Here is a 26,706-nt window from a genome sequence, read left to right on the forward strand (position 1 = left end):
CGGGTCGCGCTCAGCCACAATGGAGGCTCTCGCGGTGGGCGGCAGACGGGGGTGGCGATGAGCGAGTACGGCGAACCGGCCGCTGGTCCGCCCCCGGGGCGGGCCGGCACCTCCCGGGCCCGGCGGCTGCGCCTCGCCGCCCTGCTCGTGCTGCTCGTGGTGGTGGTCGTCGTGGTGATCCGGGTGGTCGCCGCGGCCGGCCCGCCGAGCCGCGAGCAGTTGCGGGAGCGGGCCGGGCTGACCGGCAAGCAGACCCTGCTCATCGGGGTCAAGGACGACCAGCCAGGGGTGTCGCAGCAACTGGAGAACGGCGCGTTCGAGGGCTTCGACATCGAGATCGCCTACATGATCGCCGACGACCTGGGCTTCGACGCGCCGCGGGTGGAGTTCCTGCCCATCGAGAGCGAGGATCGCGCCCGCCGGCAGGCCCGCGCCCCCGACGGTCGCTTCGTCACCGTCGACCTGGTCGTCGCCTCGTACAGCATCACTGAGCTGCGTCGGCAGCAGGGCGTGAACTTCTCCGCGCCGTACCTGGAGACCGAGCAGTCGGTGATCACGCGGGCGTCGGACGACCGTCCGGTGACCGGCCTGCGTGACCTCGCCGGGCGGAAGGTCTGCACCATCGCCACGTCGACCTCGGAGCGGAATCTGACCGAGCTGGGGGCGCAGGCGCGCGGCCGCAACCGGATCAGCGAGTGCGTCCAGGAACTGTACGACGGCACGGTCGACGCGGTCACCACCGACGCGGCGATCCTGGCCGGCTTCGTGGGCCCGCGCCCGCCCGGCGAACTGCCGCCGATGACCAAGCTGAAACGCGTGCAGGAGCTGCGGCACTGGGACATCGGCGACGACAACTCGGAGCTGTGGGGTGTCAACACCAGCCCGAACCCCGCGATGCGTGACCTGGTCAACCTCTCCCTGCAGGAGTCGGCGACCGGTCCCGACGGGGAACGGTGGCGGGCGGCCTTCGACCGGTACCTCAGGTCCGAGCAGCCTGCCAACAACCCGCAGCAGGTCGCGGTGGACCGGCAGCCGGAGCCCGGGCCGGAGGACAGGGTGGAGGTGCGGCAGTGGCCGTGGGAGAGGTTCGCGCTGCCGTACCCGCACCGACCGCGGCCGGCCTCGCCAACCGGCGTCGCTCGGGTGCGCGGCAGGCGCAGCAGTGGCTGTTGACCCTGCTGCCCGCCTTCCCGGTGCTGCTGCTGGTGCTGCGGCTGTGGCGGCTCAGCCGGCAGGACATGTCGACGATGCTGCTGCTCGTGCAGTACGTCAGCCCGCTGGGGCTGCTCAGCGCCCTGCTCATCGCCCTGGTCTGGGCGGTGCCGCTGGTGCTGCTGGTGCTCGCGGTGCTCGGCGAGCTGTTGCAGGTCAGCGCGCCTGACCGGTTCGATCCGGACCGGTCGTTGGTGGCGTACGCCAGCTCGCGTACGCCGAGCTGGGTGCTGGTGGTGACGGCCACGCTGGCCGCCCTCACCTGGCAGCTGCGGTTCCTGCCGGCCCTGGTGATGCTGCTGGTGTGGCTGGTCGCCCTGCGCATCCGCAACCGGTTTCCGGACCGGCCGCGGGTGCTGGTCACCACCGGTCTGATCCTGCCGGTGCTGGTGGCCGCGGCCTGCTACGCCTGGTTGGGCCCGGCCATCTGGGCGGCCCTGCGGCACGACGAACTGGCCACCGCCGCGCTGCTGGCGCTTCCGCCGGCCGGCGCGCTGGTGCTGACCGGGCCGGTGCCGGCGCGGGCCGCGCCGGCGTTGACCCGCACGCTCGTCTACGTGGTCGGCGCGCTGGTGCCGGTGCTCGCCGGAGCGGTCTTCCTGCGGGTGCCGCTGCTGCCCGCGGTGGCCGTCGAGGTCGGCGCACCGGTCACCCGGGAGGTGGTCCTGGGCGAGGCGGTGACGGTGACGGACCGGATGACCATCGTGCTGGAGCACTCCGGGGAGGTCCGTTTCCTGCTCAATGACGAGGTTCGGGCTCAGGTGCTGTGCCCGAACGCGAGCCGGATGCCGGCCAGCCGGGTGACGGTGGCGGGCTGGCCGGTGGAGGACACCGCCCTGGACTGGATGATGCCGCGCCGGCCGGTCGGCGTGCCGGATCCGCGCTGCGCCGGCCTGGTGCCGGTCGCCCCTTGATCCGGTCAGCTCGTCCGGCGGGCGAAGAAGTCGGCCAGCACCTGGGTGTGGGTGGTGAAGGCCAGCTCGGTGGGCTCGGTCAGCACCAGCCACTCGGTGGCCTCCGCCGTGGGCGCCGACGGCGGTAGCTCCTCGATCGGGCGTACCGGCAGCTCCCCGAAGATCATCATGGTGCCGCCGGCCGGTGCGCTGTGCACCGCGACCAGTTCCGCGCCGGCCGGATCGGCCAGCAGCCCCGTCTCCTCCTGCAGTTCGCGGACCAGCGCGTCCCGCCACTGCTCGCCGTACTCGATGAAGCCGCCGGGAAGCGCGAGCAGCCCGCGGGCGGGTTCGATGTCGCGGCGGACCACGACCACGCCGAGCCCGGAGGGGGTGAGCACCGGCAGCAGCGCCACCGCGACGGGCAGCGGATTGCGCCAGACCGTCTCGCCGCAGGCCACGCAGAGCCGGGGCCAGCCCGCCTCCGCCGGATAAACCGTGCCACAGTACGAGCAGTGCGAGTACGCCACCGGGGTCATGCCGCTGCACGCTACCCGTCGGCGGCCCGGCGCTGGCCGCCCCGGTCGGCGGCCTGTCCGATCGCGGATACTCCATTGGCCCGCCCCGGGTTGCGGGCTATGGTTGACCGATGTATCCCGTTGCCCTGCTGGACCACGTCGCCGTCACGGTGGCGTCGGTGCCGGCTGCCCCGGGCGCGGTGGATTGGCGGATCCCCGCTCGGACTGGTCATGGCCAGCCGAGCCCCGCCGGCCGGAGCCCTCCGGAACCCGTTCATTGATCAGGACGGCCAAGGGCGAAGCTCAAGCTTCGGCCCTTTTTTCTATTCCGGAAGAAAGGGAATCCGACATGAACGACCAGACATGGCTCACCCAACTCGAGTTGACGCTGACTCAGGAACACGAGACGCAGACGGCCCGGCTGACCCAGCTGACGGCCGATACCGGAGATCCGGCGGAGGCGCACACCAACGCCGCCCTGATCGTGGCGACCCGGCAGAGCCTGGAGCAGATCACGGGTGCGTTGCGGCGGCTGGCCGCCGGCAACTACGGCAGCTGCGAGAAGTGCGGTACGACGATCGCCCGGGAACGCCTGGAGATCCTTCCGCACGCCCGGTTCTGCGTGCCCTGCCAGCAGAAGCAGACCGGCTGACCTTGGCGCGGGCTGCCGCACCCGGCTTACCGGTGCGGCAGCCTACCGTCATCGCCGGGGCGTCCATCAGATCCGATCCAGCCGAGTGGCAGCCCGCTGGTGACGGTGTCCGGCAGCCCCTGGGTGGTGATCACGCCGGGCGGTGCGGCCCGCTCCGGGTCCAGGTTGGCGACGACCGTGGCGGTCACGCCATCGGGCCGGCGGGTGAGGGTCAACGCCCCGGTCAGGTGGTGGGCCAGCCAGAGTCCGCGCCCACCCGGGGTGTTCGCCGCCGGGAGGTTCACCGTCAGATCGCCGCCGTGGCCGTGGTCGATCACCTCGCAGACGAGTCGGTCAGCGTGCCGGAACAGGTCGAGCCGCCCGTGGCCGCCGCCGTGCAGCACGGCGTTGGTGACCAACTCGTGGATGGCCAGGACGAGATCCTCGGCCACGTCCCCGGTGAGGCCCGCCGCGGCGATCCGCGCGGCGAGCAGGTGCCGCACCGTGGTCACCGTCTCGGCGGTGAACGAAAGTGACAAAAGGGAGGTCGCCTCGCCATCGCCCGGAGACGGACCACCCGGGCCAGTGGCGTCCGGCCGACCGAGGTTGCTCATGATGGCAGATTACGTCGTCGTACGGCGACCGCGAACATTGCTGCAGGGCAAGTATCCTCGCGTCCGGCCACCGACCCGGCGGGCACCCGAATTCTGCCTGTTCCGCCCGGACTGAGCCGGCGGGCCGGGCGCTCAGTGCCGGTCCCCGACCGAGGTGCGGCCGAAGGCCCGGCCTAGCCGACGGACCTCGTCGGCCATCTGTTCGGCCAGCTCACCGCCCCCGAACCGGGTGATCAGCGCGTCGGACAGCCCGCTGAGCACCACCGGCCGCAGCGCCTGGACGAGGGCGAGCGAGCGGGGCACGTAGACCTTGCGGCGGCGACGTTCGATGCCGTGCAGCAGCGCGTCGGCGCAGCGCTCGACGCTGACCACGGCGGACAGCGGCCAAGGCAACCTGCGCTGCGCCGCCCGGAACGACGGGAAGGCCTCGCGGATGTCCCGGACCAGGTCGGTGTCGATCCAGATCGGGTGGGCGGTGCCGACGGTCAGCCCGCGCCGGCGGTTCTCCAGCCGCAGCACGTTGCCGAACTGCTCCACCCCGGCCTTCGACGCGGCGTACGCGGCCATGCCCGGCATCGCGGCGAAGGCCGCCGCCGACGAGACGATCAGCACGTGACCCTGGGCGGCCAGCACGTGTGGCAGCGCCGCGCTGACCGTACGGATCACGCCGGACAGGTTCACGTCGATGGTGCGTACCAGTGCGTCCACCGGCCCGCTCGCGACCGTGCCGAGATTGGCGACGCCGGCGTTGGCCACCACCACGTCGACGCCGCCGTACCGCTGCACGGTGGAGCTGACGGCGTCCTGGAGCCCCGCCTGGTCGGTGACGTCGCACTCGTACCAGTGCCCGTCCACATCCCGCGCCACCTCGCGCAGCAGCGCCGGCTCCAGGCCGACCAGGGCGACCCGGGCGCCGCGGGCGGCGGCGGCCCGGGCCAGGGCGGCGCCGATGCCGCGGGCAGCACCGGTGATCAGGATGGTCCTGCCGCGAAGGTCATACCGCATCAAAGCGCTCCAGGTTCCGGTCTGCGCCGCCGATCTCGACGGGCTGGTGGTCGGCGGGGCGGAAGCGGCGCAGCCGCCACCGGTAGCCGGTGGCGTACCCCGGCCAGATCGTGGTGTTGCGGCCGCTGGCGTCGAGGTACCAACTCGCGCAGCCGGTCTGCCAGACGGTGCCGCGCATCCGCCGGTCGACCCGCTCGGTCCAGCGCCGCTGCGCCTCGACGGTGGGTTCGATGGCGGGTACGCCGGTGGCCCGCTGGTGACGCAGGGCGGCGAGGATCAGGCGCAGCTGAGCCTCGAGCATCAGCACCACCGAGGTGTGTCCGAGGCCGGTGTTCGGGCCGAGCAGGAAGAACAGGTTGGGGAAGCCGGCGACGCTGGTGCCCCGGTACGCCCGCATGCTCGGCGTCCACGCCTCGGCGAGGCTGCGCCCGCCCCGACCGTGGATGCGGGAGGCGACGGGCGGGTCGGTGACGCGGAAACCGGTGCCGAGGATGATCGTGTCCGCCGGGTGGTGCACGCCGTCGGCGGTGACCAGCCCGTCGGCGGTGACCCGGCTGATGCCGGCGCTGACCACGTCGACGTTGCCCCGGGTCAGGGCCGGCCAGTAGTCGTCGGAGATGAGCACCCGCTTGCAGCCCATGGTGTAGTCGGGGGTGAGGGTGGCGCGTAGGCCCGGATCGGCGACCTCGCGTCGCAGCTTGCGCAGGGAACGTCGGGCGGCAACCCGGTTCACCGTGGGGTGGAGGAAGCCGACGGCCATCGCCTCGCGCGCCAGGTGGACCCCGGCCCGGGCGGCGCGCTGCGTGGCGGGCACCCGACGGAACAGGGACTGCTCCAGCCGGGTGATCGGGCGCGACCGGCGCGACATCAACCAAGCCGGGGTGCGCTGGAACAGGGCCAGCCGCGCCACGACCGGCTGGATGCGGGGTACGAACTGCACGGCGGACGCGCCGGTGCCGATCACCGCGATCCGGCGACCGGTCAGGTCGTGGTCGTGCCGCCAACGGGCGGAGTGAAAGACGGTGCCGGCGAAGCCGTCGAGGCCGGGCAAGTCCGGCATGGCCGGCTCGCTGAGTGGCCCGGTGGCGCAGATCAGCACCCGGGCAAGGTACGCGCCGCCGGAGGTGTCCAGCCGCCAGCGTCCGCGCCGCGAGTCCCAGTCGGCCCGGCGCAGCTCATGGCGCAGCCGCAACCTCGGGCGTACGCCGAAGCGGTCCACGCAGCCGCGCAGGTAGTCCCAGATCTCCTGCTGCCCGGAGAAGGTGTCCGACCAGTTCGGGTTGGGGGCGAACGAGAACGAGTACAGGTGCGACGGCACGTCGCAGGCGCAACCGGGGTAGGTGTTGTCCCGCCAGGTGCCCCCGACGTCGTCACCCCGCTCGAAGACGAGAAAGTCGGTGAAGCCGGCCCGCTGCAACTGGATGGCCGCGCCCAGGCCGCCGAAGCCGGCCCCGACGACAGCGACGTCGATCTCGATCATCCATCGCCGCCGGAATCCGTGCACCTGACCCGATGCAGCGTGTATCTAGAATTGATCAGGACGATCAGATGCGTGTCCTGAGCTTGCAGGACTTCGTGGGGCGGATTTGGGACTTCGGCGTACAGATTCACGACCTCGCCGTCGTAACCTGAAACCGTCTGCACGGTGTCCACCGTGAATCGGGAATGGGCGGCCGTTCCTTGTGAGAAAAAGCGATAGTCGAGCGTCAGGGCGAAGCACGAGGTCGAGAAGACCTGTATTGCGGTGAATTTTTGGGCAGCGTAACTCCCGGGTATTTCGAAATCTTGCACCTGAACGGTCCAGTAGCCGTCCGGATCTGCTCCTAGCACCGGCGGCCATACGCAACCCGAAAACCGGCTCGGCGACCGCGCCTCGACCTCGACCGGCACTTCTTTCGCATCCGGATGCTTCTGCCGGCAGAGCGTTGCGTTGTCCACTTCTGGTGCGGCCCGAGGATTGAGTGCAAGATATGCGGAAACCACGACGCCGATGATCCCGATGATTGCCGGTACGACTATGGCTGCATTCTTCCACCATGGGGATTCTTCCGCCTGCTCCGGATCGCTCGCCTTCTGCTCGGGAGGGGATGCGGCGGCGGGTGGTGCCCCGGCTGCCGAGGGCTGCTCTTCAGACACCCGACGAGTATCCCGGAGTGCATCGGGCAGCACAATCGCGCGACCACCTTCCGGCTTCCGGCAACGCGGTGGCAGGGACGCGGAGTGCCGGCCGGCGCCCCCGCCCCTGTGTCGGCGTCGCGGCGCTGCGGTGGCCACTGTTCCCCGGCCATGCTTTGCTCTGCTTCAACCCACGCAACGGATTCCGGCGAGAAACATTGCGCGGGTTGAAGCAGAGCAAAGCGCCCGCAGCGGCCACCGGCAGGCGGCGGGGCGCGACGACCCAGGACGACAAGGGGACCATGCATGACCGATTTCGTCGGCGCCGTGGACCAGGGCACCACCAGCACCCGATTCATGATCTTCGACCACAGCGGTAGCGAGGTCGGCCGCCATCAGCTCGAACACCAGCAGATTCTGCCGCGCGCCGGCTGGGTGGAGCACAACCCGGTGGAGATCTGGGAGCGGACCCAGACGGTCGTGCGGACGGCCCTGAACACGCACAACCTGGCCGCGTCCGACCTGGCCGCCCTCGGCATCACCAACCAGCGGGAGACCACCGTGGTGTGGAACCGGCGCACCGGCCGGCCGTACTACAACGCCATCGTCTGGCAGGACACCCGTACCGACCGGATCGCCGCCGCGCTGGAGCGCGACGGCCGGGGTGACGTCATCCGGCGCAAGGCCGGTCTGCCGCCGGCCACCTACTTCTCCGCCGGCAAGATCCAGTGGATCCTGGAGAACGTCGAGGGTGTCCGGGCGGCGGCCGAACGCGGCGAGGCCGTCTTCGGCAACACCGACACCTGGTTGCTGTGGCACCTCACCGGCGGCACCGACGGCGGCGCGCACGTCACCGACCCCACCAACGCCAGCCGCACCATGCTGATGAACCTGGAAACCCTGGACTGGGACGACGAACTGCTGTCCTTCTTCGACATTCCCCGCGCCATGCTGCCGCGCATCGTCGCCTCCTCCGACCCGCACGGCTACGGCAGCACCCTGCCGAACGGCCCGTTCGGCGGGCCGGTCCGGATCACCGGCGATCTGGGTGACCAGCAGGCCGCCACCGTCGGTCAGGTCTGCTTCGCGCCGGGCGAGGCGAAGAACACCTACGGTACGGGCAACTTCATGCTGCTCAACACCGGCACCGACATCGTCCGGTCGAAGGCCGGCCTGCTCACCACCGTCTGCTACCAGTTCGCCGACGCGGCGCCGGTCTACGCGCTGGAGGGCTCCATCGCCGTCACCGGCTCGGCGGTGCAGTGGCTACGCGACCAGCTGAAAATCATCAGCAGCGCGGGGCAGAGCGAGCACCTCGCCCGCCAGGTCGACGACAACGGCGGGGTCTACTTCGTGCCTGCCTTCTCCGGCCTGTTCGCCCCGTACTGGCGCTCCGACGCCCGAGGGGCCATCGTCGGGCTGTCCCGCTACAACACCGACGCCCACATCGCCCGGGCCACCCTGGAGGCGATCTGCTACCAGAGCCGGGACGTGGCCGAGGCGATGGCGCAGGACTCCGGCGTACCCCTGGAGTGCCTCAAGGTCGACGGCGGCGTAACCGTCAACGACCTGTGCATGCAGTTGCAGGCGGACATCCTCGGTGTGCCGGTCAGCCGGCCGGTCGTCGCCGAGACCACCGCCCTCGGCGCGGCGTACGCCGCCGGCCTGGCCGTCGGCTTCTGGGCCGACACCGACGAACTGCGCCAGAACTGGAACGAGAGCCGGCGCTGGCAGCCGACCTGGTCGCCGCAGCAGCGCGCGGCCGGCTACGCCGGCTGGCGCAAGGCGGTCCAGCGCACCCTCGACTGGGTCGACATCAACTGACCCCCCGCAAGGAGGGGCCCCCTTTTAACGCCTGGTGTAGAGGAAGGGCCCCCTATTAACACCGCCTGACTGTCTCAGAACTATCTCAGAACCGTCTCAGTATCCTGTGTTGAGTCGAGATAGCGGTAGACGGTCGCCCGGGACACGCCGAACTCGGCGGCGATCTCGTCGGCCGAATGAGTGCCGGCCGCGTGCATCCGGCGGGCGGCGCGCACCTGCTCGGAGGTCATCGCCGGTGGACGTCCGGGCCGCCGTCGACCGGTGGGTGCCGATAGCGGGATGGCGGCCCGGGCATGGGTGGGCGCATCGGCCGATACCTGCTCGCCGGTTGCCACATCGGTTGGGTCGGGGGTGTCGGGTGGGCGGGCGGTGCCGGGTTGGCCGCCACCCAGCAGGCGGCGGACGCCGTCGAGCATGTCGACGCGCAGCACCGGCGCGGGTACGTCCATCAGGAACACCACCGGGTCGCTGCACATGGCGATCGCCTGCACGGCGCGGACCCGTTCGCGGCGGTCCGCGTCCGGGCCGGCGACGATCTCGTTGGCTCGCATCGCGATCCGCACCAGCCGGTGGTACGTGCTGCCCCGCTCGACCAGCGCGAGGTCGTGGAAGAGCATGCCGAGCGGGCCACGATGTTCGAGCATGGTGTCCACCCAGCCCTCCAGCAGCGTCCACCTCGCTTGCTCAAGTGACAGTGCGCAGGCGGTCTCCACCAGCGTCTCCAGGTCGCGGACCATGGGTTCGGCCAGGGCGGTGAGCAGGTGCCCCTTGCTGGGGAAGTGGTAGAGGATCGCGGCTTTGGTCAACTGGAGTCGCTCGGCGATCTGACGCAGCGAGGTGCGCTGGTAGCCCTGAACGGCGAAGAGGTCGAGCGCGGCGCGCAGGATGCGGCTTCGCGTGCCGTCGGTCTCCACCCAGGTCATGCCCCTCAGCGTAGCGGCTACTGACCGTCGGATAGGGATGCCGGTGTCGGAGCCTTACCTTCGGTAAGTACAGTGGGATCGATACCGGCACGACGGGAGGCACCCATGTCAGTGATCTCCATCGAGAACCTCGTCAAGACCTTCGGCGGTGTACGCGCGCTCGACGGTCTCGACCTGCGGGTGGAACCGGGGGAGGTGCACGGCTTCCTGGGACCCAACGGCTCCGGCAAGTCGACCACCATCCGGATCCTGCTCGGTCTGCTGCGCCGCGACTCCGGGCAGGTGCGGCTGCTCGGCGGCGACCCGTGGCGCGACGCGGTCGCGCTGCACCGACGGCTGGCGTACGTGCCGGGCGACGTCAACCTCTGGCCCAACCTCTCCGGCGGCGAGGCGATCGACCTGTTCGGCGCGCTGCGCGGCGGGCTGGACCATCGCCGCCGGGACGAGTTGCTGGACCGCTTCGACCTGGACCCGACGAAGAAGTGCCGCACCTACTCCAAGGGCAACCGGCAGAAGGTGGCGATCGTCGCCGCCTTCGCCTCCGACGTCGAGCTGTACGTCCTGGACGAGCCCACCTCAGGGCTGGACCCGCTGATGGAGGCGGTGTTCCAGGAGGAGGTCCGCGAACTCACCGGGGCCGGTGCGAGCGTACTGCTCTCCAGCCATGTGCTCGCCGAGGTCGAGGCCCTCTGCGACCGGGTCAGCATCATCCGCGAGGGCCGCGTGGTGGAGGCCGGCACCCTCACCGAACTGCGTCACCTCGCCCGCACCACGGTGACCGTCGAGACCGTACGCCCGCTGACCGGCCTGGAGGCCCTGCCCGGGGTGCACGAGGTCCGACCGATCGACGGCCGGGTCCGGTTGGAGGTCGAACCCGACCACCTCGACGCCCTCCTCGGTCACCTGGTCCGGTTCGAGGTCCGGGCGCTGACCAGCGCACCGCCCACCCTGGAGGAGTTGTTCCTGCGGCACTACGGCGACACCGCCAACGGCCGGTCCGCATCCGTCGGCGGCACCCGATGAGCGGCTTCACCGGCACGTTCCGGCTGGCCCGGCTCGCGTTGCGCCGGGACCGGATCCGGCTGGCGATCTGGGTGCTCGGCACGCCCCTGATCGGGTACGCCCTCGCCGAGAGCGTCGCCGGCCTCTACCCGAACGAGCGGACCCGCCTCGGGTACGCCGAGACCGCCGTGACCAGCGTGGTGGCCCGCGCGTTCAACGGCCCGGTCGCCGGCGTCGACCTCGGTGCCGTGGTGGTCACCGAGACGTACCTCACCCTGGCCCTGCTCGCCGCGCTGCTCAGCACCTTCGCCGTGATCCGGCACACCCGGCAGAACGAGGAGACCGGGCGGGCCGAACTGCTCGGTGCCTCCGCTGTCGGCCGGTACGCCCTGCTCACCGCCGCCCTGGTGGTCGTGGTCGGCGCCAATGTGCTGGCCGCCGGGCTGCTCGCGGCGGCGTTCGTCGGCGCCGGGCTGCCGGTGGCCGGCTCGACGGCCGCCGCCGCTGCGATCGGCGGGGTCGGTGTCGCCTTCACCGGCGTCGCCGCCGTCACCGCCCAACTCACCGTCACCTCCCGGGGCGGCAACGCCCTCGCCGCCGCCACGGTGGGGGCCGCGTTCCTGCTGCGGGCCGCCGGCGACGTGCTCGGCGAACGTGAGGCCGGCGGAGTCCGGCTGGACAGCGCCTGGCCGACCTGGCTCTCCCCGCTGGGCTGGGGCACCCAGTTGCGGGCCTTCGGCGGGGAACGCTGGTGGGTCCTCGCGCTGCCGGTCGCCCTGCTCGTCACCGGGGTCGCCCTGGCCTTCGCGCTGGCCGAACGCCGCGACGTCGGCGCCGGTCTGTTCGCCGCGCGGCGCGGGCCGGCGCGGGCCGCCACCGGGCTGCTCAGCCCGGTGGGGCTGACCTGGCGGCTGCACCGTGGCGCGCTGGCCGGCTGGGCCGTCGCGGTGGCGGTGCTCGGTCTCAGCATGGGCGTGGCCGGGCACGAGGTCGACGCCATGATCGCCGACAACCCGCAGGCGGCCGAGGCGATCGCCCTGCTCGGCGGTGGATCGGAGCTGGTCGACGCGTACCTGGCCGCGATGCTCGGGCTGTTCGCGCTGACCATCGGGGCGTACGTGGTGCAGGCCCTGCTGCGTACCCGCAACGACGAGTCCGATGGCGTGCTGGAGGCGCTGCTCGCCACGCCGGTCAGCCGCACTCGATGGCTCGGTACGCAGGTGCTCGGCGCCGTGCTGGGCGCGTTGGCGCTGATGCTGCTGGCCGGGGTCACCACCGGTCTCGGCTACGGGCTGGCCGTCGGCGACCCGGTCGGGCGGGTCGCCGAGCTGGGCGGGGCGGCGCTGCTGCGGATGCCGGCCCTGCTGGTGGTCGCCGGGGTGGTGGCCGTCCTGTTCGGCGCGTTGCCGCGCTGGTCGGTCGCGCTGAGCTGGACGGTGCTGATCGTGTTCCTGCTGCTCGGGCAGTTGGGCGCGATACTCGACCTGCCGCAGGCCGCGCTGAACCTGTCGCCGTACACGCACATCCCCTCGGTGCCCGCCGCCGACCTCACGGTGCTGCCGCTGATCACCCTCGCCGCCGTAGCCGTCGCCCTGATCGCCGCCGGCCTGATCACCTTCCGCCGCCGCGACACCCCCAGCTAGCGGCTCTTGATCGTCTGCAGTTCAGTGGCTCGACACGCCGCGATGAGAGTCACTCAACTGCAGACGATCAACGACCCCTCATAGCACATTCGGGGCTGGGTGTGGGGGTTGTGCACAGGGAGCGGTGGGTGTCCACAGGGGCGGCGGGCGGTCGTCGGGTGCCGCAGGCTTCCTGCCATGGATGCCGTGCCCGCTCCCGCCGATCCCGCTTGCGGCGGTGCCACCCGAGGTTGCCCGACGGGCGCTGCCTCCGATATCCGGTCCAGCGCGGCTTCACAGCACCTGGGAGAGGAATCGGCGCAGGCGAGGGTGCCGGGCCGACTCGAAGATGGCTGCCGGCTCGTCGGCCTCCAGCACCACCCCGGCGTCCATGAAGGCGACGGTGTCGGCGACCTCCCGGGCGAAGCCCATCTCGTGGGTCACCACCACCATGGTCATGCCCTGCGCGGAGAGGTCCGCGATCAGCGCCAGTACACCCTTGACCAGTTCCGGGTCCAGCGCCGAGGTGGCTTCGTCGAAGAGCATCACCTGCGGCTGCATGGCCAGCGCGCGGGCGATGGCGACGCGCTGCTGCTGCCCGCCGGACAGGTGCGCCGGCCGGGCGTCGGCCTTCGCGGCCAGACCGACCCGGTCCAGGTGTTCGCGGGCGACCGCCACCGCCTCGTCCTCGCCGAGCTTGCGGATCCGCCGCAGCGCGAGGGTGATGTTGCGCAGCACGCTCATGTGCGGGAAGAGGTTGAACTGCTGGAACACCATGCCGATCCGCTGCCGCAGGGCGTCCGGGTCGTCGCGCAGCACGCTGCGCCCGTCCAGCAGCACATCGCCACGGTCCGGTTCGAGCAGCCGGTTGACCGTACGCAGCAGGGTCGACTTGCCCGACCCGGACGGACCGATCACGCAGGTGGTGGCGCCCCGGGCCACGTCCAGGTCGACGCCGCGCAACACCTGGTGGCGTCCGAAGGCCAGGTGTACGTCGCGCAGGCTGAGACTGACCGATCTGCTCATCGTTGGTTGCCTCCGGCGGCGCCGGGCAGCGCCAGGTCCAGGTCGTCGGGGTCGTCGCCGGCCGGCCCGGTCGCCGGCCGTCCGTGCCGCAGCCGCCCGTCGATCCAGTTGACCACGTGCGTCAGCGGCACGGTCAGTGCCAGGTAGAAGAGCCCGGCCAGCAGCAGCGCGGACTGGTTGCCGGTGTTGGCCGCGTAGTCCTGCCCGATCCGGAACAGCTCCCGCTGGCTGGCCAGCAGGCCGAGGAAGTAGACCAGGCTGGAGTCCTTGATCAGGGCGATCAGCTGGTTCACCCAGGCCGGCAGGATCCGGCGGATGCCCTGCGGGATGATCACCATCCGCATCGCCTCGCCCCAGGAGAAGCCCAGCGCGCGGGCCGCCTCCAGTTGGGTGGCCTCCACCGACTGGATTCCCGACCGGAAGATCTCCCCGATGTACGCCGACGCGATCAGCGACAGCGCCAGGATGCCCAGCGGGTACGGGTTGGGCCCCCACACCTGCATGCCGAGCGGGGCCAGGCCGACGCCGATCAGCAGGATCGTCGCCGCCGCCGGCAGGCCGCGGAACACGTCGGTGTAGATCCGTGCCGGCCAGCGCAACCATCGGGTACGCGAGATGCCCGCCACGGCCAGCACGATGCCCAGCGCCGAGCCGAGCAGGGCGGCGGTGACCGCCAGGATCAGCGTGTTCGGCAATCCGACGGTGAGCATCTCGGGTAGCGCCTCGCGCATGGACTCCCAGTCGAAGAACGTCTCCCACAGGGTGCGCAATGGATCCACGGTCAACCTCCGCCCGGCTCGCTCGTCGCCCTACCTCAGGAAGCGGCTGACGCCGACGGGGCCACCGAGCCGGCCGACGCCGAGGGCGGGGTCACGTTGCCGCTGCCCGGGGTGAACTCGGCCGGGATCGGCCGGCCCGGGTAGTACTGCTCCAGCAGCCGGGTCCAGGTACCGTCGGCGATCACCTCGTCGAGGGCCTTGTTCAGCGCCTCGCGCAGCGCGTCGTTGCCCTTGGCGAAGGCGTACGCCGTCGGGGCCGGGCTGAGTTCCGTCGCCGCCACCTTGATCTTGCCGCCGCTGTCGGCGGCGGTCTTCTCACCGATCTCGGCGGGGGCGATCCAGGCGTCGGCGGTGCCGGCCTTCAGTTGGTTGATCGCGCCGTTGTAGTCGGGGACCCGCACCGGGTCGAGGCCCTTGTTGGTGGCGTAGTCGTCCTGGACGGTGCCCTGCACGACCACCACCCGCTTGCCGGACAGCTGGTCGAAGCCGCTCAGCGAGGAGGCGGCGGGCACGTTCAGGCCGAAGTAGCCGAAGTCGTAGCCGTTGCCGAAGTCGACGGTCTTCTTCCGCGCCTCGGTGATGGTGATCGAGGAGCTGCCGACGTCGAACTTGCGGGTGTTCACCTGGGACAGCAACGCGGAGAAGTCGGTGCCGACGAACTCCACCTTCAGCCCGAGCCGGTCGGCGGCGGCGACCAGCAGGTCGTTGTCGAACCCGGTGAACCTGCCGTCCTTCAGGTACACGTTCGGCGGGGCGTCGGTGAGGGTGCCGGCCCGCAGCACCCCGGGCTGGAGCAGGTCGTACGGGTTGTCGGCGGTGCTGCCGCCGGAGTCCGAGCCGCAGGCGGTGAGGGTGGCGGCGCCCACGATGGCGGCGACGCCGACGGCGGCGGCCCGGGTCAGGACAGGAAGGATTCGCACAGGTGTCTCCTGGTTGAGCTACGGCGGGCACGGACGTGCCACACCGACGGTCCGTCGCAGGACGGACCGCTGGAACGGATCAGGAAGGTCAGGGATCGATCAGCCACACGCGGCGGCGATCGGCGCGATCAGCTACACGCGGCGCTGCACACCCGCATCATGTCGACGTGCCGGCGCCGGGTCAGGTTCGGACCGGGGACGACAGGAAGGGTACGACTGCGATGCGGCACGGCTCTCCTCCAGGTCGTGATGACCTGGGAAACCAGGCCACGCTTGCACCGGAGCCTGCTCCGATGCCTGGTCCTCACCCGGGGCACCCCTGCGCGGACGAGGGTTGCCGGCCAGCGAGCCGGGGCTTGGCGCTGGCGCTCATGACCTGCCGCCGAGGCTAGCAGCAGGTGACGGGGCCGGGTCCACCCGTTATGACCAGCCTCACCCCGGTCCAGGGCCTGGGTCGATTAACCCGTTGGCGAGGGCGGGGCGGACGGTTACCCTGCGGGACTCATGGATCTACCTCGAAGTTTCGTCATCCGCGAAGGTGACCTACGCATCCTCAACCCGTTCGACGCCGGCAAGCTGGCCACCCTGGGCCGGGCGCTGAAACTCGCGCCGGGCACGTCGATACTCGACCTGTGCAGCGGCAAGGGTGAACTGCTCTGCACCTGGGCCCGCGACCACGGGGTGGTCGGCACCGGCGTCGACATCAGCACCGATTTCACCGCCGCCGCCCGCGAGCGGGCTGCCGAGCTGGGCGTGGCCGAGCGGGTCCGGTTCGTGCACGGTGACGCCGCGTCGTACCTGCCCGAAGAGCCGGTCGACCTGGCGGCCTGCGTCGGCGCCACCTGGATCGGCAACGGCGTTGCCGGCACCCTGGAGATCCTGGCTCGGCGGCTGCGTCCAGGCGGTATGGCGCTGGTGGGTGAGCCGTACTGGCGGATCGATCCGCCCGACCAGGCGACCGTCGAGGGCTGCCAGGCCGCGAGCCGGGACGACTTCCAGGATCTTCCGGGCCTGGTCGGCCTCTTCGGCGAGCAGGGTTGGGACCTGGTGGAAATGGTGCTGGCCGACCAGGACAGCTGGGACCGTTACGCGGCGGCGCACTGGCTCAACCTGCGCCGTTGGCTGGACGCGAACCGGGACGACCCGCTCGCCGACGAGCTGCGGCGGGAGCTGACCGAGGACCCGGTGCGCCATGTCCGTTACCAGCGCGAGTACCTGGGCTGGGGTGTCTTCGCACTGATCCGCCGCTGAGCTGCGGCGGCGCACAGCGGACTGGGCCGCTGACCATTGTCGGTCCAGTTCGGACCCTCCCGCTCCGGCGCGGGATGGACTGGTATGGCAGCGTGTGTCCGGTGCCGGCGTTCGCCGGTCGGAGACGATAGTCAGGGGGACTGGCAATGCCCAAGCAGATGAGTCGGCGGGCCGCCATCGGCATCGGGGCGGCGACGGCGGCACTGGTGGCGGCCCCGCGTGGCGCCAGCGCGGCGCCGGGCGCACCGGCACCTGAGATCGGTGCCGGTACCGCGGAGGATCTGATCCGGCGTACGTATCAGCGGGAGAAGACGCGGGCGGGCGGTGTGTGGCACTCGCATGTTGCCATGGTCGGCGCCGCCGGTGCACTGCGGACCGTGGTGGCGGACGATGCCGACCGGGTGACGCACGGGTACAGCGTGCAGAAGGTCGCGGTCGCCATCGCGGTGATGGACAAGATCGACCGGGGGGAGCTGCGGCTCGACCAGCGTCTGGACCTGACCGCCGACATCATCCTCGGTGGCAGCGGGATCTACTTCCTGCAGACCGTCTGGGGCGACGAGGTCACGGTGGCGAACTTCCTCACCGCGTTGCTGCTGGTTTCCGACAACACGGCGGTGCGGATGTGCGGCCGGGTGGTGCCGGCGCTGGAGATCAACCAGATTCTCGCGGCCAAGGGTTTCACGCACACCAGAGTGGAGCCGGTGGCCAACCCGAACCGGTTCTTTCTCGGCGTCACCACCGCGCGGGAGACCCACGACCTGCTCTGGCGGCTGGCCAACAAGACCCTGCTGTCGGCCCGGTCCAGCGACTTCCTCCTCGGCATCCTGCGCTGGATCAACGGCTACCACGACGGTGTCCGCCGCGACATGTCCTCGGCGGAACGCAGTCGGGTCGCCACCAAGTACGGCGCGGACTACGACTCGCGGGGCGCCGCCCGGCACGAGGCCGGCATCGTCTTCGACGCGACCGGCGCGCCGGCGCTGACCTACGCGTTCTTCGCCGACACCCTCGGTGACCTGGACAACTACGGCGGCACGCATCCGGCCGTACGGGCACACGCGGCCTTGGGACGGGTCATGTTCGACGCCGTCGGCCCGGTCACCAACCGCGCGGCGCGCGCCCGCCACTCCGTCCAGCAGTTCCACCCCGTCAACGGGGGCTGACCCGCCCACCACTCTCGCCGATCTTGCACTTTTCGTCGGGGTGAATGCTGTCAAAAGGGGCGTATCGTCGACCAGGAGTGCAAGATCGACGGGGTGGAGGTGGTGACGGGCAGGGGCCGCCCGGAGGTGGGAGGCACCCCGGACGGCCCCGCGCGGCCCGGGCCTGGGTGGGCCGCGTCTACCGCGTTCGCTTCCCGCGGGCGGCCGGGTCAGGCCAGCCGGATGGCGTCCCCGTCGACCGTGACGTTCGCGGCCGGCAGCGGAGCACCCGCCGGTCCGCTGCGTACCGATCCGTCCGCGATGTCGAACACGCTGTTGTGGCAGGCGCAGGTGATCACGCCGTCGGCGACCGAGGTGACCGTGCAGCCCTGGTGCGTACAGGTCGCGGAGTACGCCTTGATGGCACCGGCCGTGGGTTGGGTGACCACCACGCCCGCGTCGGCGAAGATCTGACCACCGCCGACCGGGATGTCCGCCAGGGTGGCCAGCGCCGGGGCACCGGCGTCCCCGTCGTCGGGGATGGCGCTGCCCGACGGGCCCGCACTGCCCGACGAGTCCGCGCTGGCCGGCGGTGCCGGGGCCGCCGCCGGCTGGCCGTACGTCGCGCAGCCGGTCAGCCCGGCCACGCCCACCGCGCCGGTGGCGGCCAGCAGGGCCCGTCGCGACCGGCAGCAGCCGGCCTGCTCGTGCTTCATCTGGGATGCCTTTCCGGGGTCAGAGTTGGAAGCCGAACGTGGTGAAGTACCAGACCGACGAGGTCAGGAAGACACCGATCAGGGCGACGAAGACGGCACCACCGATCACCGGCAGTACCCAGCCGGCGAGGCCACGCTTGGGCAGGGCCAACATCTTGGTGGTGAACGCCCCGAAGAAGAAGCACCCCAGCAGGGAGTGCGCCAGCGTACGGGTGTCGTAGTCGGCGAAGCCGAGCGCGTACAGGCAGTGCACGGCGACCGGAACGGTGAGCAGGAACGCGACCCGGCCCGACCAGCGGTGCGCGGAACCGGCCCAGGACGGGGAGAACCCGCCGAGCCGGCCCCACATGGACAGTGCACTGAGCAACTGGATGACGGCGAAGAATGCCGCCCCGCTGCCCAACCACACCTTCACCGTCAACGGCGAGGAGAAGCCGGCCACGTTCACCGCGATGCCGGTCGGGGTGTGGGTGCGGCCGTAGACGCCCAGGGCCACCGTGACCCCCGCACCCACCAGCACCGGAACCAGCAGCGAGGGGCGCCGCCGCTGGGCGCTCGGCGGGGGACTGCCGAAGTCGCGCAGCACCTCGACGGCGGGCTCGGGCGCTCGGCGCGGCACCGTGCGTACGCTGCCCATGCGGTGTTCGGCCATCACCGTGCCCCGGGGACGACCGGCTCGGCGGTGAGGGTGACTCCGTTGACCAGGGTGCTGTAGAAGGCGGGATCAAGCGGCGGCGCCGGGATCAGTTTGCCGTTCCAGGTGACGATGCCGATCTGAGTGCCATCGGGCAGGAAGATCCAGCCGCCGTCGATGCCGGCCTTGCGGACATCGTCGGTCGCGCGGTAGATCGCCGGGCTGGTGACCGAGCCGGACTTGACGTTCGGCTCGTCCGTCAACCTCTCCTCGGGCCAGGCGGTGAACTTCCAGCGGCGTACGCCCACGATCATCTCGCCGCTGGCGCTGTCGCCGCGGATGATGCCGCTGAGCTTCGCGTCCTTGCCGGTCAGCTCGATCTTCCCGTCCCGCACCGTGCCGGAGAGCCACACCTCCATGCTGCGGCCGTCGCAGACGTACGCCTCGGCCTTGCCGTTCTTGACGGTGATCGCGATGACGGCGCCGTTCTCCAGTTGGCCGATCCAGTTCTGTTCGACCGAGGCGACCTCGGTGCCGGCCGATGACGCGTCCGGCTCGGTCGGCGGCGCCGTTCCGGGCGGTCGGGCGGGGGCGTCATCCGGTTCCGCCACGTCCGCGCCGGCCTCGCCCTCGGGCTCAGGCTCGGCAGCCGGCGCGGCGGCCGGTGGACCGCTGCTGGCCGCAGGTTGGGTGCTCGGCGGGGATGCCTGCGCACTCATCGTGAACAGCACGGCAGCCGTCACCACCCCCGACAGGAGGGTCAGCAACGGAGTAAGGCGCTTCATGGGCGACCTCCTTCCCCCACAGGTACGGCCCGCCGCCCTCGAAAGTTCAACACTGCCGAAGTGAAAGGAAGGGCCCCTGTTAACGCCTCGTGTATAGGAGGGGGCCCCTTTTAACATCTCGGCCGGGCCCGGTCCGGCCCGGTGAGGTGACTCAGACGGAGATGCGCGGATTGCGGCGGCGGGGGGTGCCGGAGCTCTTGTGCGCGCCGACCCGGTGGCGCACGGCCTCGGCCGGCGTGACGTCGACCCGCGTCACCTCGGCACCCTCCCCGGCCGCGTCGAGCTGGGTCAGGGCGTCGTCCAGGGTGTCGAAGATCGGGAAGATCCCGTCGAGCCGCATCGTGTGCAGCACCGTGCGGATGAACCGCGACGGCGCGGCCAGGCAGAGCCGAGCGTCGCGCTCGCGTACCTCACGGTGGGCGCGGACCAGCAGGCCCAGCCCGATCGAGTCGATGACGCGGACCGCGGCCAGATCCACCACGACCGTCCCGCTCACCTCGACCGCTTCGCGCAACGCGGTACGCAGCGCGTCGTCGGCCTGCGGGTCGAGGCCGTCCTTGTCGACGAGCACCTGCACGTCGCCGACGGGTTCGACGTCGGCGCCCGGCCCGCCGGCACGGTCGTCGAGCGGGTTCGTGCCCGGTGGCAGGGTGCTGCACCGCGGGCACCGGTGCGGGCCGGTGGCGAACGGGGAGCCGCTCCAACCGTGGTCGGAGACGAGCGTCCAGACGACCTCGGCGTCGGGCAGCACGCGTGCCGTGTCGGTGGTGGTCTCGCCGCACGCGTCGCAGATCAGGGTCATCAGGTTGTCGTCCGGTACGACGGTCATCCTGCTTCCTCTCCGGTGCCGCGGCCGTCACGGCCGGGTCACGGACTCGGGGCGTCCGGCGGAGGGTGCCGTCGCCGTGCGGGCGGTCAGCGGGAGTCGGAGCGTTCCTTGCCGGCGGTGGCGACCACGATGACCACGCCGACCGCGGCGAGGCCGGCCTGGACGATCAGGCCCAGCAGGCTGAGCCCGCGGACTCCGGCCAGCCAGGCGCTGATGGCGCCGAGCAGCGCGGCGACGCCGCCGATGGTCATGGTCAGCCACAGCGGCACGCTCGGCCGGCCGGGGACGACGAGGCGGCCGAGCGCACCGACGGCGAGGCCGACGGCGAGGCCGACGGCGAGGGCCGCGGCGATCCCGGCGATGGTCATGCTGCTCCTCGTGCGGACGGGCGGGGCGGATCAGGTGCGTACGGTGACGGCCGCGTGGCCGTACGCGGACCGGCGCGGCGCGGTGCCCGGAAGCTCCGGGTCGCCGGCCGCCGGCGCCAGCGCCCCGGTGCCCGGGGTCGGTGGCGCGGCGTTGTCGGTGTGCACCGGCAGGATCTGATCCAACCGGGCGGCCTGGAGGATGCGGGCGATTCGCGGGTTGGGATCACGCAGCGCCAGCACGCCGCCGGTGCGCACCATCTGGCGGTGCACGTCGAGCAGCAGCCCGATCGCGGCGGCGTCGATGTGCCGGCAGCCGGACAGATCGATCACCACTCGCGCCGGATGCAGGGCGAGCAACCGGTCGAACACCGCCCCCGTCTCGGGCAGGCAGGCCAGCTCGAACTCGGTGATGGCCACCTCGACGAGCGGCACGGTGCACTCGGCGCGGCGTGGGTTGGTCACGTCGGTGGCCTCCTTTCCTGCCGTCCCCGAGGTCGGTTCCCACCCTGCCGACCCGGAGTGGCGGGCACCACGCGGACGTATGACAGTTGCATGACAAAACGCCCGCAGTCCGGCCGTGATTGGCTGGTCCGCACGGCCTTGGGGATGATTCCGGTATGACAGCGGTACTGGTGATCGAGGACGACGACCGGATCCGGTTGGCGTTACTGCTCGCCCTGGAGGACGAAGGTTACGAGGCGCGTGGCGCGGCGACCGCCGAGGAGGGCCTGCGCTCGCAGCGCCGGGAGTCCGCCGACTACGTGCTGGTCGACCTGATGCTGCCCGGCATCGACGGCTTCGAGGCCATCCGCCAGTTGCGCCGCGACGACGACGTACCCATCGTGGTGGTCAGTGCCCGCGACGACACCCACGACATCGTCGCGGCCCTGGAGGCCGGCGCCGACGACTACGTGGTCAAGCCGGTGGCGATAAAGGAGCTGACGGCCCGGTTGCGGGCCCTGCGCCGGCGGGCCCGCACGGTGACCACGGTGGAGGCGGAGGTTCCGGTGTTCTCCTTCGGGGACCTGGAGGTCAGCCCCGAGGCCGGCGAGGTACGCCGGGCGGGCGAGCCGGTCGCGCTCACCCGCACCGAGTTCCGGCTGCTCTGCGAGCTGGCCGAGCACGCCGGGCGGGTGCTCTCCCGCCAGCAGTTGCTCAGCCGGGTCTGGGGGTACGACACCGGCGACGAGCGCCTGGTGGACGTGCACGTGGGCCGGCTGCGCCAGAAGATCGAGACCGATCCGGCCAATCCCCGGCATCTGGTGACACTGCGCGGGCTCGGCTACAAACTCCAGCGATGAGACGCCTCGGACTGCGTGCCCGGGTCACCACCGCGTTCGCCGTGGGGGCCCTGCTGCTGTCGGCCTCGATGGCCCTGGTGTCGTACGAGCTGACCCGCCGTACGCTGCTCGACGAGCGGGAGCGCACCGTGCTGCGGGCGGCATACTACGACGCGGCGGTGGTCCGCGCCGGCCTGGACGTCGAGAACCCGGATGCCGCCGAGGCCCTGCGGACGCTGGACACCGGCACCAGCCGGCGGGCGCTGATGCTGCTCAACGGCGAATGGTACGGGCGTGTCGCCGGCACCGGAGTCACCGACGCCATCCCGGTGCGGCTGAACGAACTGGTCATGGCGGGGGAGCCGGCGGTGCAGCGGATCCGGCTCGACGACCAGCCGTACATGCTGGTCGGCGTGCCGCTGTCGGAGTCGGCGTTCTTCTACGAGATCGCCTCGCTGCGGGAGCTGGAGCAGACCTTCCAGGTGCTGGCGCTGGCGCTGACCGCGGTAGCGATCATGGTGGCCGGGTCGGGAGCGGCGCTCGGCTGGTACGCCACCCGGCACGGGCTGCGTCCGCTGACCGCCGTCGCCGACGCCGCCGAGCGGATCGCCGCCGGTGACTTCACCACCCGCCTCACCCCGGACACCGACCCGGACCTGACCCGCCTGTCCACGTCCTTCAACCGGATGGTCGACGAGTTGGCCCAGCGCATCGACCGGGACCGGCGCTTCGCCGCCGACGTCAGCCACGAGCTGCGCTCGCCCCTGCAGACGCTCGCCGCGGCGGCGAGCGTGCTGGCCCGTCGGCGGGAGAACCAGGACGAGCGGACCGCGACCGCGGCCCGGCTGGTGGCCGACGAGATCGATCGATTTCAGCAACTGGTCAACGACCTGCTGGATCTGGCCCGCGGCGACCAGCCGGTGCACCGGGAACCGGTCGAGCTGACCGAACTGGCCCGGCGGGCCTGCCGCGACCGGGACCTGCCGGAGTCGATGGTGCACCTGGCGGCGGACACGCCGGCAACCTGGCAGGTGGACCGGCGACGGGTCGCGCAGGTGTTGGCGAACCTGCTGGACAACGCCGAACGCTACGGTGCCGGCCCGGTCGCCGTGCGGCTGCTCCGGGCGGGCGACGCCGGGGTGATCGAGGTGGACGACGAGGGGCCGGGGGTGCCGGTGGAGGACCGGGAGGCGATCTTCGATCGTTTCGTCCGCGGTCGGGCGGCCCATCACCGCGGTGGGGGCGACGGCAGCGGTCTCGGGCTCGCGCTGGTGGCCCAGCATGCCGCCGCGCACGGTGGCGTGGCCTCGGCCAGCGACCGCCCCGGGGGCGGGGCCCGGTTCCGGGTCACCCTGCCGGGGAGCCTCGCATGACCCGGATCGGCCCTCCGAACGCCGCTTCGCCGGTCGGTGCGCGCCGCAGGCTGGCCACGGCGCTGGCTGTCGGCCTGCTCGGCCTGGTCGCCTCGTGCGGGGTGCCGGCCGAGGACCTGCCCCGGGCGGTGACCCCTCCGCCCGGCCCGTTCCCGTACCAGGCGACCGCCACACCGACGGTGGCCGAGACCGGGGCGGTGACCGAGTTGCTCTACTTCTCCCGTGACGACCGGCTGATCCTGGCGATCCGCCGGGTCGACCAGGTGCCCACGGTCGAGGCGCAGTTGGGGAACCTGCTCGCCGGGCCGACCTCCGCCGAGCGCGACGACGGCCTGACCAGTGCCCTGCCGGGCGCGTTCAGCCACGCCGTGGTGGAACTCGTCGACGGCCAGGCGCGGGTCACGCTCGCGACGGCCGACGCGGAGACCGGCCGCATCGACGAACCCATCGCGTACGGGCAGATCGTCTGTACGCTCACCGCCCGCACCGACGTCACGGGAGTGCTCTTCCTGCGCGACGGCGCCGTGCTGAGCGTCCCCCGGGCGGACCTGTCCCTGTCGCCGGGGCCGCTTACCATGACCGACTATGCGGCACTGATCAGCCCTCGTTGAGCGGAGGGAACCTCCGGTCGGGGACCGGGTTTGCCGGCCCCACCGATCTGGGCATCAGGTGTGCCGACGCAAACGCTCGGAGGGACGGCTCTCATGGAAATCACCGGCTTCTTCACCGCCATCGTCATCGGTCTGGTCATCGGGGCGCTCGGCCGGCTGGTCGTGCCCGGACGGCAGCGCATCCCGATCCTGCTGACCATCCTGATCGGTATCGTGGCCGCCATCCTCGGCACGCTGGTCGCCGCACTGCTCGGAGTGGACGAGACCGCCGGCATCGACTGGATCGAGTTGTTCATCCAGGTGGCCTTCGCCGCGATCGGCGTCTCGCTGGTCGCCGGGGCGTACGGCCGCCGGCGCCGCTGACCCCCGCCACCACCGGCCCGCCCCCGCGTCGGGGCGGGCCGGTGCGGTGCGCGATGGCGACTGCGGTACGCCCCGGCACAACAGGTGGGCCACCCGACGCACCCGGCCGGCGACGGATCGTATCCTTCTCCTGCATCGTCATGACTGACGGGGAGAGAGGGGACCTGGTGTGAACGACCGGACCGAGACGTTGGAATTTCAGGCTGAGGCACGCCAACTACTTCAGCTGATGGTCCACTCGATCTACTCGAACAAGGACGTCTTCCTCCGCGAGTTGATTTCGAACGCCTCGGACGCGCTGGACAAGCTGCGCCTGACGGCGATGCTCGACAAGGAACTCGCCGTCGACACCGACGACCTGCACATCGCCATCGAGGTCGACCGGGACGCCCGTACCCTCACCGTGCGGGACAACGGGATCGGAATGACCCGCGACGAGGTCGTCTCCGTCATCGGCACGATCGCCAAGTCCGGCACCGCCGAGCTGCTGCGACAACTGCGCGAGGCCAAGGACGCCGGGACGTCGCAGGAGCTGATCGGCCAGTTCGGCGTTGGTTTCTACGCCGCGTTCATGGTCGCCGACCAGGTCGAGCTGATCACTCGGCGGGCTGGTGAGGACGGCGGCACCCGCTGGGAGTCCGACGGCGCGGGCACCTACACCGTGACCCCGATCGAGGACGCGCCCCAGGGTACGGCGGTGACTTTGCACCTCAAGCCCGCCGACGCCGAGGACAACCTGCACGACTACACCGCCGAGTGGACGATCCGCGAGATCGTCAAGCGGTACTCCGACTTCATCGCCCATCCGATCCGGATGGCCGTGGAGCGTCCCGGGTCCGACGGCGCCGAGGCGACCACCGAGACGGTGACAATCAACTCGATGAAGGCGCTCTGGGCCCGCCCGCGCGGCGAGGTCGAGCCGGCCGAGTACCACGAGTTCTACAAGCACGTCAGCCACGATTGGTCCGATCCCCTCGAAACCATCCACATGCGCGGCGAGGGAACCTTCGAGTACGAGGCGCTGCTGTTCATCCCGTCGCACGCCCCGCTGGATCTGTTCTCCCCGCAGGGGCGTCGCGGCGTGCAGCTCTACGTCAAGCGCGTGTTCATCATGGACGACTGCGACGCGCTGATGCCCAACTACCTGCGCTTCGTCAAGGGTGTGGTGGACGCCCACGATCTGTCGCTGAACATCTCCCGGGAGATCCTCCAGCAGGACCGGCAGATCCGGGCGGTACGCCGCCGGCTGGTGAAGAAGGTCCTGGCGACCGTCAAGGAGCTCAAGACCGCGCAGCCGGAGCGGTACCGCACCTTCTGGACCGAGTTCGGCGCCGCGGTCAAGGAAGGCCTGATCGACGACAGCGACAACCAGGACGTCCTGCTGGAGATCCTGTCGGTGGTCTCCACCCACGACGAAGCCGAGCTGACCGACCTCGCCGGGTACGTCGGCCGGATGAAGGACGGCCAGAGCGACATCTACTACGCCACCGGCGAGAACCGCGCCACCATCGAGAACTCCCCGCACATGGAGGCGTTCCGGGCCAAGGGCTACGAGGTGCTGCTGCTCACCGACCCGGTCGACGAGGTGTGGGTCGAACGGGTGGGCAGCTACGACGGCAGGGCCCTGCGTTCGGTGGCCAAGGGCCAGGTCGACCTGGACACCGAGGAGGAGCGCAAGGAGGCCGAGTCCGAGCGGGAGCGGCAGCGCGCCGAGTACGCCGACCTGCTCGGCTGGATGGGCGGGGTGCTGGCCGACTCGGTCAAGGAGGTACGCCTGTCGTCGCGACTGACCACGTCGCCGGCGTGCGTGGTCGGCGACGCGCAGGACATCACCCCGACGCTGGAGAAGATGTACCGGGCGATGGGTCACGAGGTGCCGAAGGTCAAGCGCATCCTGGAGCTGAACCCGACCCATCCGCTGGTCACCGGCCTGCGCAAGGCGCACGAGCAGGGCGCGGCCGACAGTTCCCTGGCGGAGACCGCCGAGCTGCTCTACGGCACGGCGCTGCTCGCCGAGGGCGGCGACCTGGCCGACCCGTCGCGGTTCGCCCGGATCCTCGCCGACCGCCTCGCCCGCACCCTCTGAGGTGTAAGGAGGGGCCCCTTCTTAACGCCTCGTGTATAGGAGGGGCCCCTTCTTAGAGGGCATCTCGATCATGTGTGTTGTGGTGTGTCTGTTTCGGGTTGATCGTCTCGCCAGGACGGGGTGGTTTCGTGGGTGAGGCGTCGACTCATGTTGTCGATCATGGCCCAGTGGATGTGGGCCC

General features: G+C 71.2%; 27 protein-coding genes, 1 pseudogene and 1 riboswitch. Of the genes and pseudogenes, 13 read left to right on the forward strand and 15 right to left on the reverse strand.

What is annotated here, in order from left to right:
- Positions 1 to 57 precede the first annotated feature (57 nt).
- Both IEY61_RS28325 and IEY61_RS28330 read left to right on the forward strand, forming a co-directional pair.
- Positions 58 to 1,173 (forward strand): transporter substrate-binding domain-containing protein, encoded by a 1,116-nt coding sequence (locus tag IEY61_RS28325; protein ID WP_189049813.1) that lies wholly within the window; start codon positions 58 to 60, stop codon positions 1,171 to 1,173.
- Entirely contained in the window at positions 1,170 to 2,126 is a 957-nt protein-coding gene (locus IEY61_RS28330; RefSeq protein WP_229706520.1) for a hypothetical protein, read from the forward strand. Before IEY61_RS28325 ends, IEY61_RS28330 begins: the two co-directional genes overlap by 4 nt.
- A 5-nt stretch (positions 2,127 to 2,131) precedes the next feature.
- Here IEY61_RS28330 and IEY61_RS28335 read toward each other — a convergent pair whose 3' ends face one another.
- Positions 2,132 to 2,644 (reverse strand): NUDIX domain-containing protein, encoded by a 513-nt coding sequence (locus tag IEY61_RS28335; RefSeq protein WP_189049817.1) that lies wholly within the window; start codon positions 2,642 to 2,644, stop codon positions 2,132 to 2,134.
- A 328-nt stretch (positions 2,645 to 2,972) separates the two neighbouring features.
- Here IEY61_RS28335 and IEY61_RS28340 point away from each other — a divergent pair, with 328 nt between their 5' ends.
- Entirely contained in the window at positions 2,973 to 3,275 is a 303-nt protein-coding gene (locus tag IEY61_RS28340) for a TraR/DksA family transcriptional regulator (RefSeq protein WP_189049819.1), read from the forward strand.
- 26 nt (positions 3,276 to 3,301) lie between these two features.
- Here IEY61_RS28340 and IEY61_RS28345 read toward each other — a convergent pair whose 3' ends face one another.
- From IEY61_RS28345 to IEY61_RS28360, 4 genes are all read right to left on the reverse strand, one after another.
- Complete coding sequence (locus IEY61_RS28345) at positions 3,302 to 3,868, reverse strand: ATP-binding protein (protein ID WP_189049821.1); 567 nt, start codon at positions 3,866 to 3,868, stop codon at positions 3,302 to 3,304.
- A gap of 132 nt (positions 3,869 to 4,000) precedes the next feature.
- Positions 4,001 to 4,873 carry a short-chain dehydrogenase/reductase gene (locus IEY61_RS28350; protein WP_189049823.1) on the reverse strand — a complete coding sequence of 291 codons (873 nt, stop codon included), beginning with the start codon at positions 4,871 to 4,873 and terminating at the stop codon, positions 4,001 to 4,003.
- The gene (locus tag IEY61_RS28355) at positions 4,863 to 6,353 is read right to left on the reverse strand and encodes a flavin-containing monooxygenase (RefSeq protein ID WP_189049825.1); all 1,491 of its coding nucleotides are present in this window, start codon (positions 6,351 to 6,353) and stop codon (positions 4,863 to 4,865) included. The genes IEY61_RS28350 and IEY61_RS28355 overlap by 11 nt, the downstream gene beginning before the upstream one ends.
- Positions 6,350 to 7,009 (reverse strand): hypothetical protein, encoded by a 660-nt coding sequence (locus IEY61_RS28360; RefSeq protein ID WP_189049828.1) that lies wholly within the window; start codon positions 7,007 to 7,009, stop codon positions 6,350 to 6,352. The genes IEY61_RS28355 and IEY61_RS28360 overlap by 4 nt, the downstream gene beginning before the upstream one ends.
- A 285-nt stretch (positions 7,010 to 7,294) precedes the next feature.
- Between IEY61_RS28360 and glpK the strand changes: the two genes are divergently transcribed.
- Entirely contained in the window at positions 7,295 to 8,812 is a 1,518-nt protein-coding gene (gene glpK / locus IEY61_RS28365) for a glycerol kinase GlpK (RefSeq protein ID WP_189049830.1), read from the forward strand.
- Positions 8,813 to 8,892: 80 nt separating this feature from the next.
- On the opposite strand, the gene IEY61_RS28370 is transcribed toward glpK, so the two are convergent.
- Positions 8,893 to 9,735 carry a TetR family transcriptional regulator gene (locus IEY61_RS28370; protein ID WP_189049832.1) on the reverse strand — a complete coding sequence of 281 codons (843 nt, stop codon included), beginning with the start codon at positions 9,733 to 9,735 and terminating at the stop codon, positions 8,893 to 8,895.
- 105 nt (positions 9,736 to 9,840) lie between these two features.
- Here IEY61_RS28370 and IEY61_RS28375 point away from each other — a divergent pair, with 105 nt between their 5' ends.
- Both IEY61_RS28375 and IEY61_RS28380 read left to right on the forward strand, forming a co-directional pair.
- Positions 9,841 to 10,758, forward strand: a complete 918-nt coding sequence (locus IEY61_RS28375; protein ID WP_189049834.1) for an ABC transporter ATP-binding protein — start codon at positions 9,841 to 9,843, stop codon at positions 10,756 to 10,758.
- Positions 10,755 to 12,380, forward strand: a complete 1,626-nt coding sequence (locus IEY61_RS28380) for an ABC transporter permease (RefSeq protein WP_189049836.1) — start codon at positions 10,755 to 10,757, stop codon at positions 12,378 to 12,380. Before IEY61_RS28375 ends, IEY61_RS28380 begins: the two co-directional genes overlap by 4 nt.
- Before the next feature lie 273 nt (positions 12,381 to 12,653).
- Here IEY61_RS28380 and IEY61_RS28385 read toward each other — a convergent pair whose 3' ends face one another.
- From IEY61_RS28385 to IEY61_RS28395, 3 genes are read right to left on the reverse strand one after another with little or no spacing between them, the layout of a single operon-like run.
- Entirely contained in the window at positions 12,654 to 13,385 is a 732-nt protein-coding gene (locus tag IEY61_RS28385) for an amino acid ABC transporter ATP-binding protein (RefSeq protein WP_189049838.1), read from the reverse strand.
- The gene (locus tag IEY61_RS28390; RefSeq protein ID WP_189049840.1) at positions 13,382 to 14,164 is read right to left on the reverse strand and encodes an amino acid ABC transporter permease; all 783 of its coding nucleotides are present in this window, start codon (positions 14,162 to 14,164) and stop codon (positions 13,382 to 13,384) included. Before IEY61_RS28390 ends, IEY61_RS28385 begins: the two co-directional genes overlap by 4 nt.
- 35 nt (positions 14,165 to 14,199) lie before the next feature.
- Complete coding sequence (locus tag IEY61_RS28395; protein ID WP_189049842.1) at positions 14,200 to 15,084, reverse strand: ABC transporter substrate-binding protein; 885 nt, start codon at positions 15,082 to 15,084, stop codon at positions 14,200 to 14,202.
- A 264-nt stretch (positions 15,085 to 15,348) separates the two neighbouring features.
- A riboswitch (SAM riboswitch) is annotated at positions 15,349 to 15,461 on the reverse strand.
- 127 nt (positions 15,462 to 15,588) lie between these two features.
- Between IEY61_RS28395 and IEY61_RS28400 the strand changes: the two genes are divergently transcribed.
- Entirely contained in the window at positions 15,589 to 16,335 is a 747-nt protein-coding gene (locus tag IEY61_RS28400; protein WP_189049844.1) for an SAM-dependent methyltransferase, read from the forward strand.
- 146 nt (positions 16,336 to 16,481) lie between these two features.
- A complete protein-coding gene (locus IEY61_RS28405; RefSeq protein WP_189049846.1) occupies positions 16,482 to 17,501 on the forward strand; it encodes a serine hydrolase in 1,020 nt (339 codons plus the stop codon).
- 209 nt (positions 17,502 to 17,710) lie between these two features.
- Here the strand turns inward: IEY61_RS28405 and IEY61_RS28410 are convergent, their stop codons facing one another.
- The 6 genes and pseudogenes from IEY61_RS28410 to IEY61_RS28435 all read right to left on the reverse strand — a co-directional run bounded on the left by IEY61_RS28410 (position 17,711) and on the right by IEY61_RS28435 (position 21,274).
- Positions 17,711 to 18,196, reverse strand: a complete 486-nt coding sequence (locus IEY61_RS28410; protein ID WP_189049848.1) for a Rieske (2Fe-2S) protein — start codon at positions 18,194 to 18,196, stop codon at positions 17,711 to 17,713.
- Positions 18,197 to 18,215: 19 nt separating this feature from the next.
- Positions 18,216 to 18,848, reverse strand: a complete 633-nt coding sequence (locus tag IEY61_RS28415; protein WP_189049850.1) for a DUF6529 family protein — start codon at positions 18,846 to 18,848, stop codon at positions 18,216 to 18,218.
- Positions 18,848 to 19,615 carry a hypothetical protein gene (locus IEY61_RS28420; protein ID WP_189049852.1) on the reverse strand — a complete coding sequence of 256 codons (768 nt, stop codon included), beginning with the start codon at positions 19,613 to 19,615 and terminating at the stop codon, positions 18,848 to 18,850. The genes IEY61_RS28415 and IEY61_RS28420 overlap by 1 nt, the downstream gene beginning before the upstream one ends.
- A gap of 283 nt (positions 19,616 to 19,898) precedes the next feature.
- A pseudogene (locus IEY61_RS28425) lies at positions 19,899 to 20,444 on the reverse strand (STAS domain-containing protein); the annotation flags it as partial.
- Between the two features lie 86 nt (positions 20,445 to 20,530).
- A complete protein-coding gene (locus tag IEY61_RS28430; protein ID WP_189049856.1) occupies positions 20,531 to 20,812 on the reverse strand; it encodes a GlsB/YeaQ/YmgE family stress response membrane protein in 282 nt (93 codons plus the stop codon).
- 30 nt (positions 20,813 to 20,842) lie between these two features.
- Positions 20,843 to 21,274 carry an STAS domain-containing protein gene (locus IEY61_RS28435; protein ID WP_189049858.1) on the reverse strand — a complete coding sequence of 144 codons (432 nt, stop codon included), beginning with the start codon at positions 21,272 to 21,274 and terminating at the stop codon, positions 20,843 to 20,845.
- A gap of 155 nt (positions 21,275 to 21,429) precedes the next feature.
- On the opposite strand from IEY61_RS28435, the gene IEY61_RS28440 reads away from it, so the two are divergent.
- The 5 genes from IEY61_RS28440 (at position 21,430) to htpG (ending at position 26,525) form a co-directional block, all read left to right on the forward strand.
- The gene (locus IEY61_RS28440) at positions 21,430 to 22,113 is read left to right on the forward strand and encodes a response regulator transcription factor (protein ID WP_189049859.1); all 684 of its coding nucleotides are present in this window, start codon (positions 21,430 to 21,432) and stop codon (positions 22,111 to 22,113) included.
- A complete protein-coding gene (locus IEY61_RS28445) occupies positions 22,110 to 23,465 on the forward strand; it encodes a sensor histidine kinase (RefSeq protein ID WP_189049861.1) in 1,356 nt (451 codons plus the stop codon). Before IEY61_RS28440 ends, IEY61_RS28445 begins: the two co-directional genes overlap by 4 nt.
- The gene (locus tag IEY61_RS28450) at positions 23,462 to 24,076 is read left to right on the forward strand and encodes a GerMN domain-containing protein (protein WP_189049863.1); all 615 of its coding nucleotides are present in this window, start codon (positions 23,462 to 23,464) and stop codon (positions 24,074 to 24,076) included. The genes IEY61_RS28445 and IEY61_RS28450 overlap by 4 nt, the downstream gene beginning before the upstream one ends.
- A gap of 93 nt (positions 24,077 to 24,169) precedes the next feature.
- Complete coding sequence (locus tag IEY61_RS28455; protein ID WP_189049864.1) at positions 24,170 to 24,439, forward strand: GlsB/YeaQ/YmgE family stress response membrane protein; 270 nt, start codon at positions 24,170 to 24,172, stop codon at positions 24,437 to 24,439.
- A gap of 169 nt (positions 24,440 to 24,608) precedes the next feature.
- Positions 24,609 to 26,525 (forward strand): molecular chaperone HtpG, encoded by a 1,917-nt coding sequence (gene htpG, locus IEY61_RS28460; RefSeq protein ID WP_189049866.1) that lies wholly within the window; start codon positions 24,609 to 24,611, stop codon positions 26,523 to 26,525.
- The last annotated feature ends 181 nt before the right edge of the window (positions 26,526 to 26,706 follow it).

This window comes from Micromonospora sonchi (genome assembly GCF_014646235.1).
Lineage (GTDB): Bacteria > Actinomycetota > Actinomycetes > Mycobacteriales > Micromonosporaceae > Micromonospora > Micromonospora sonchi.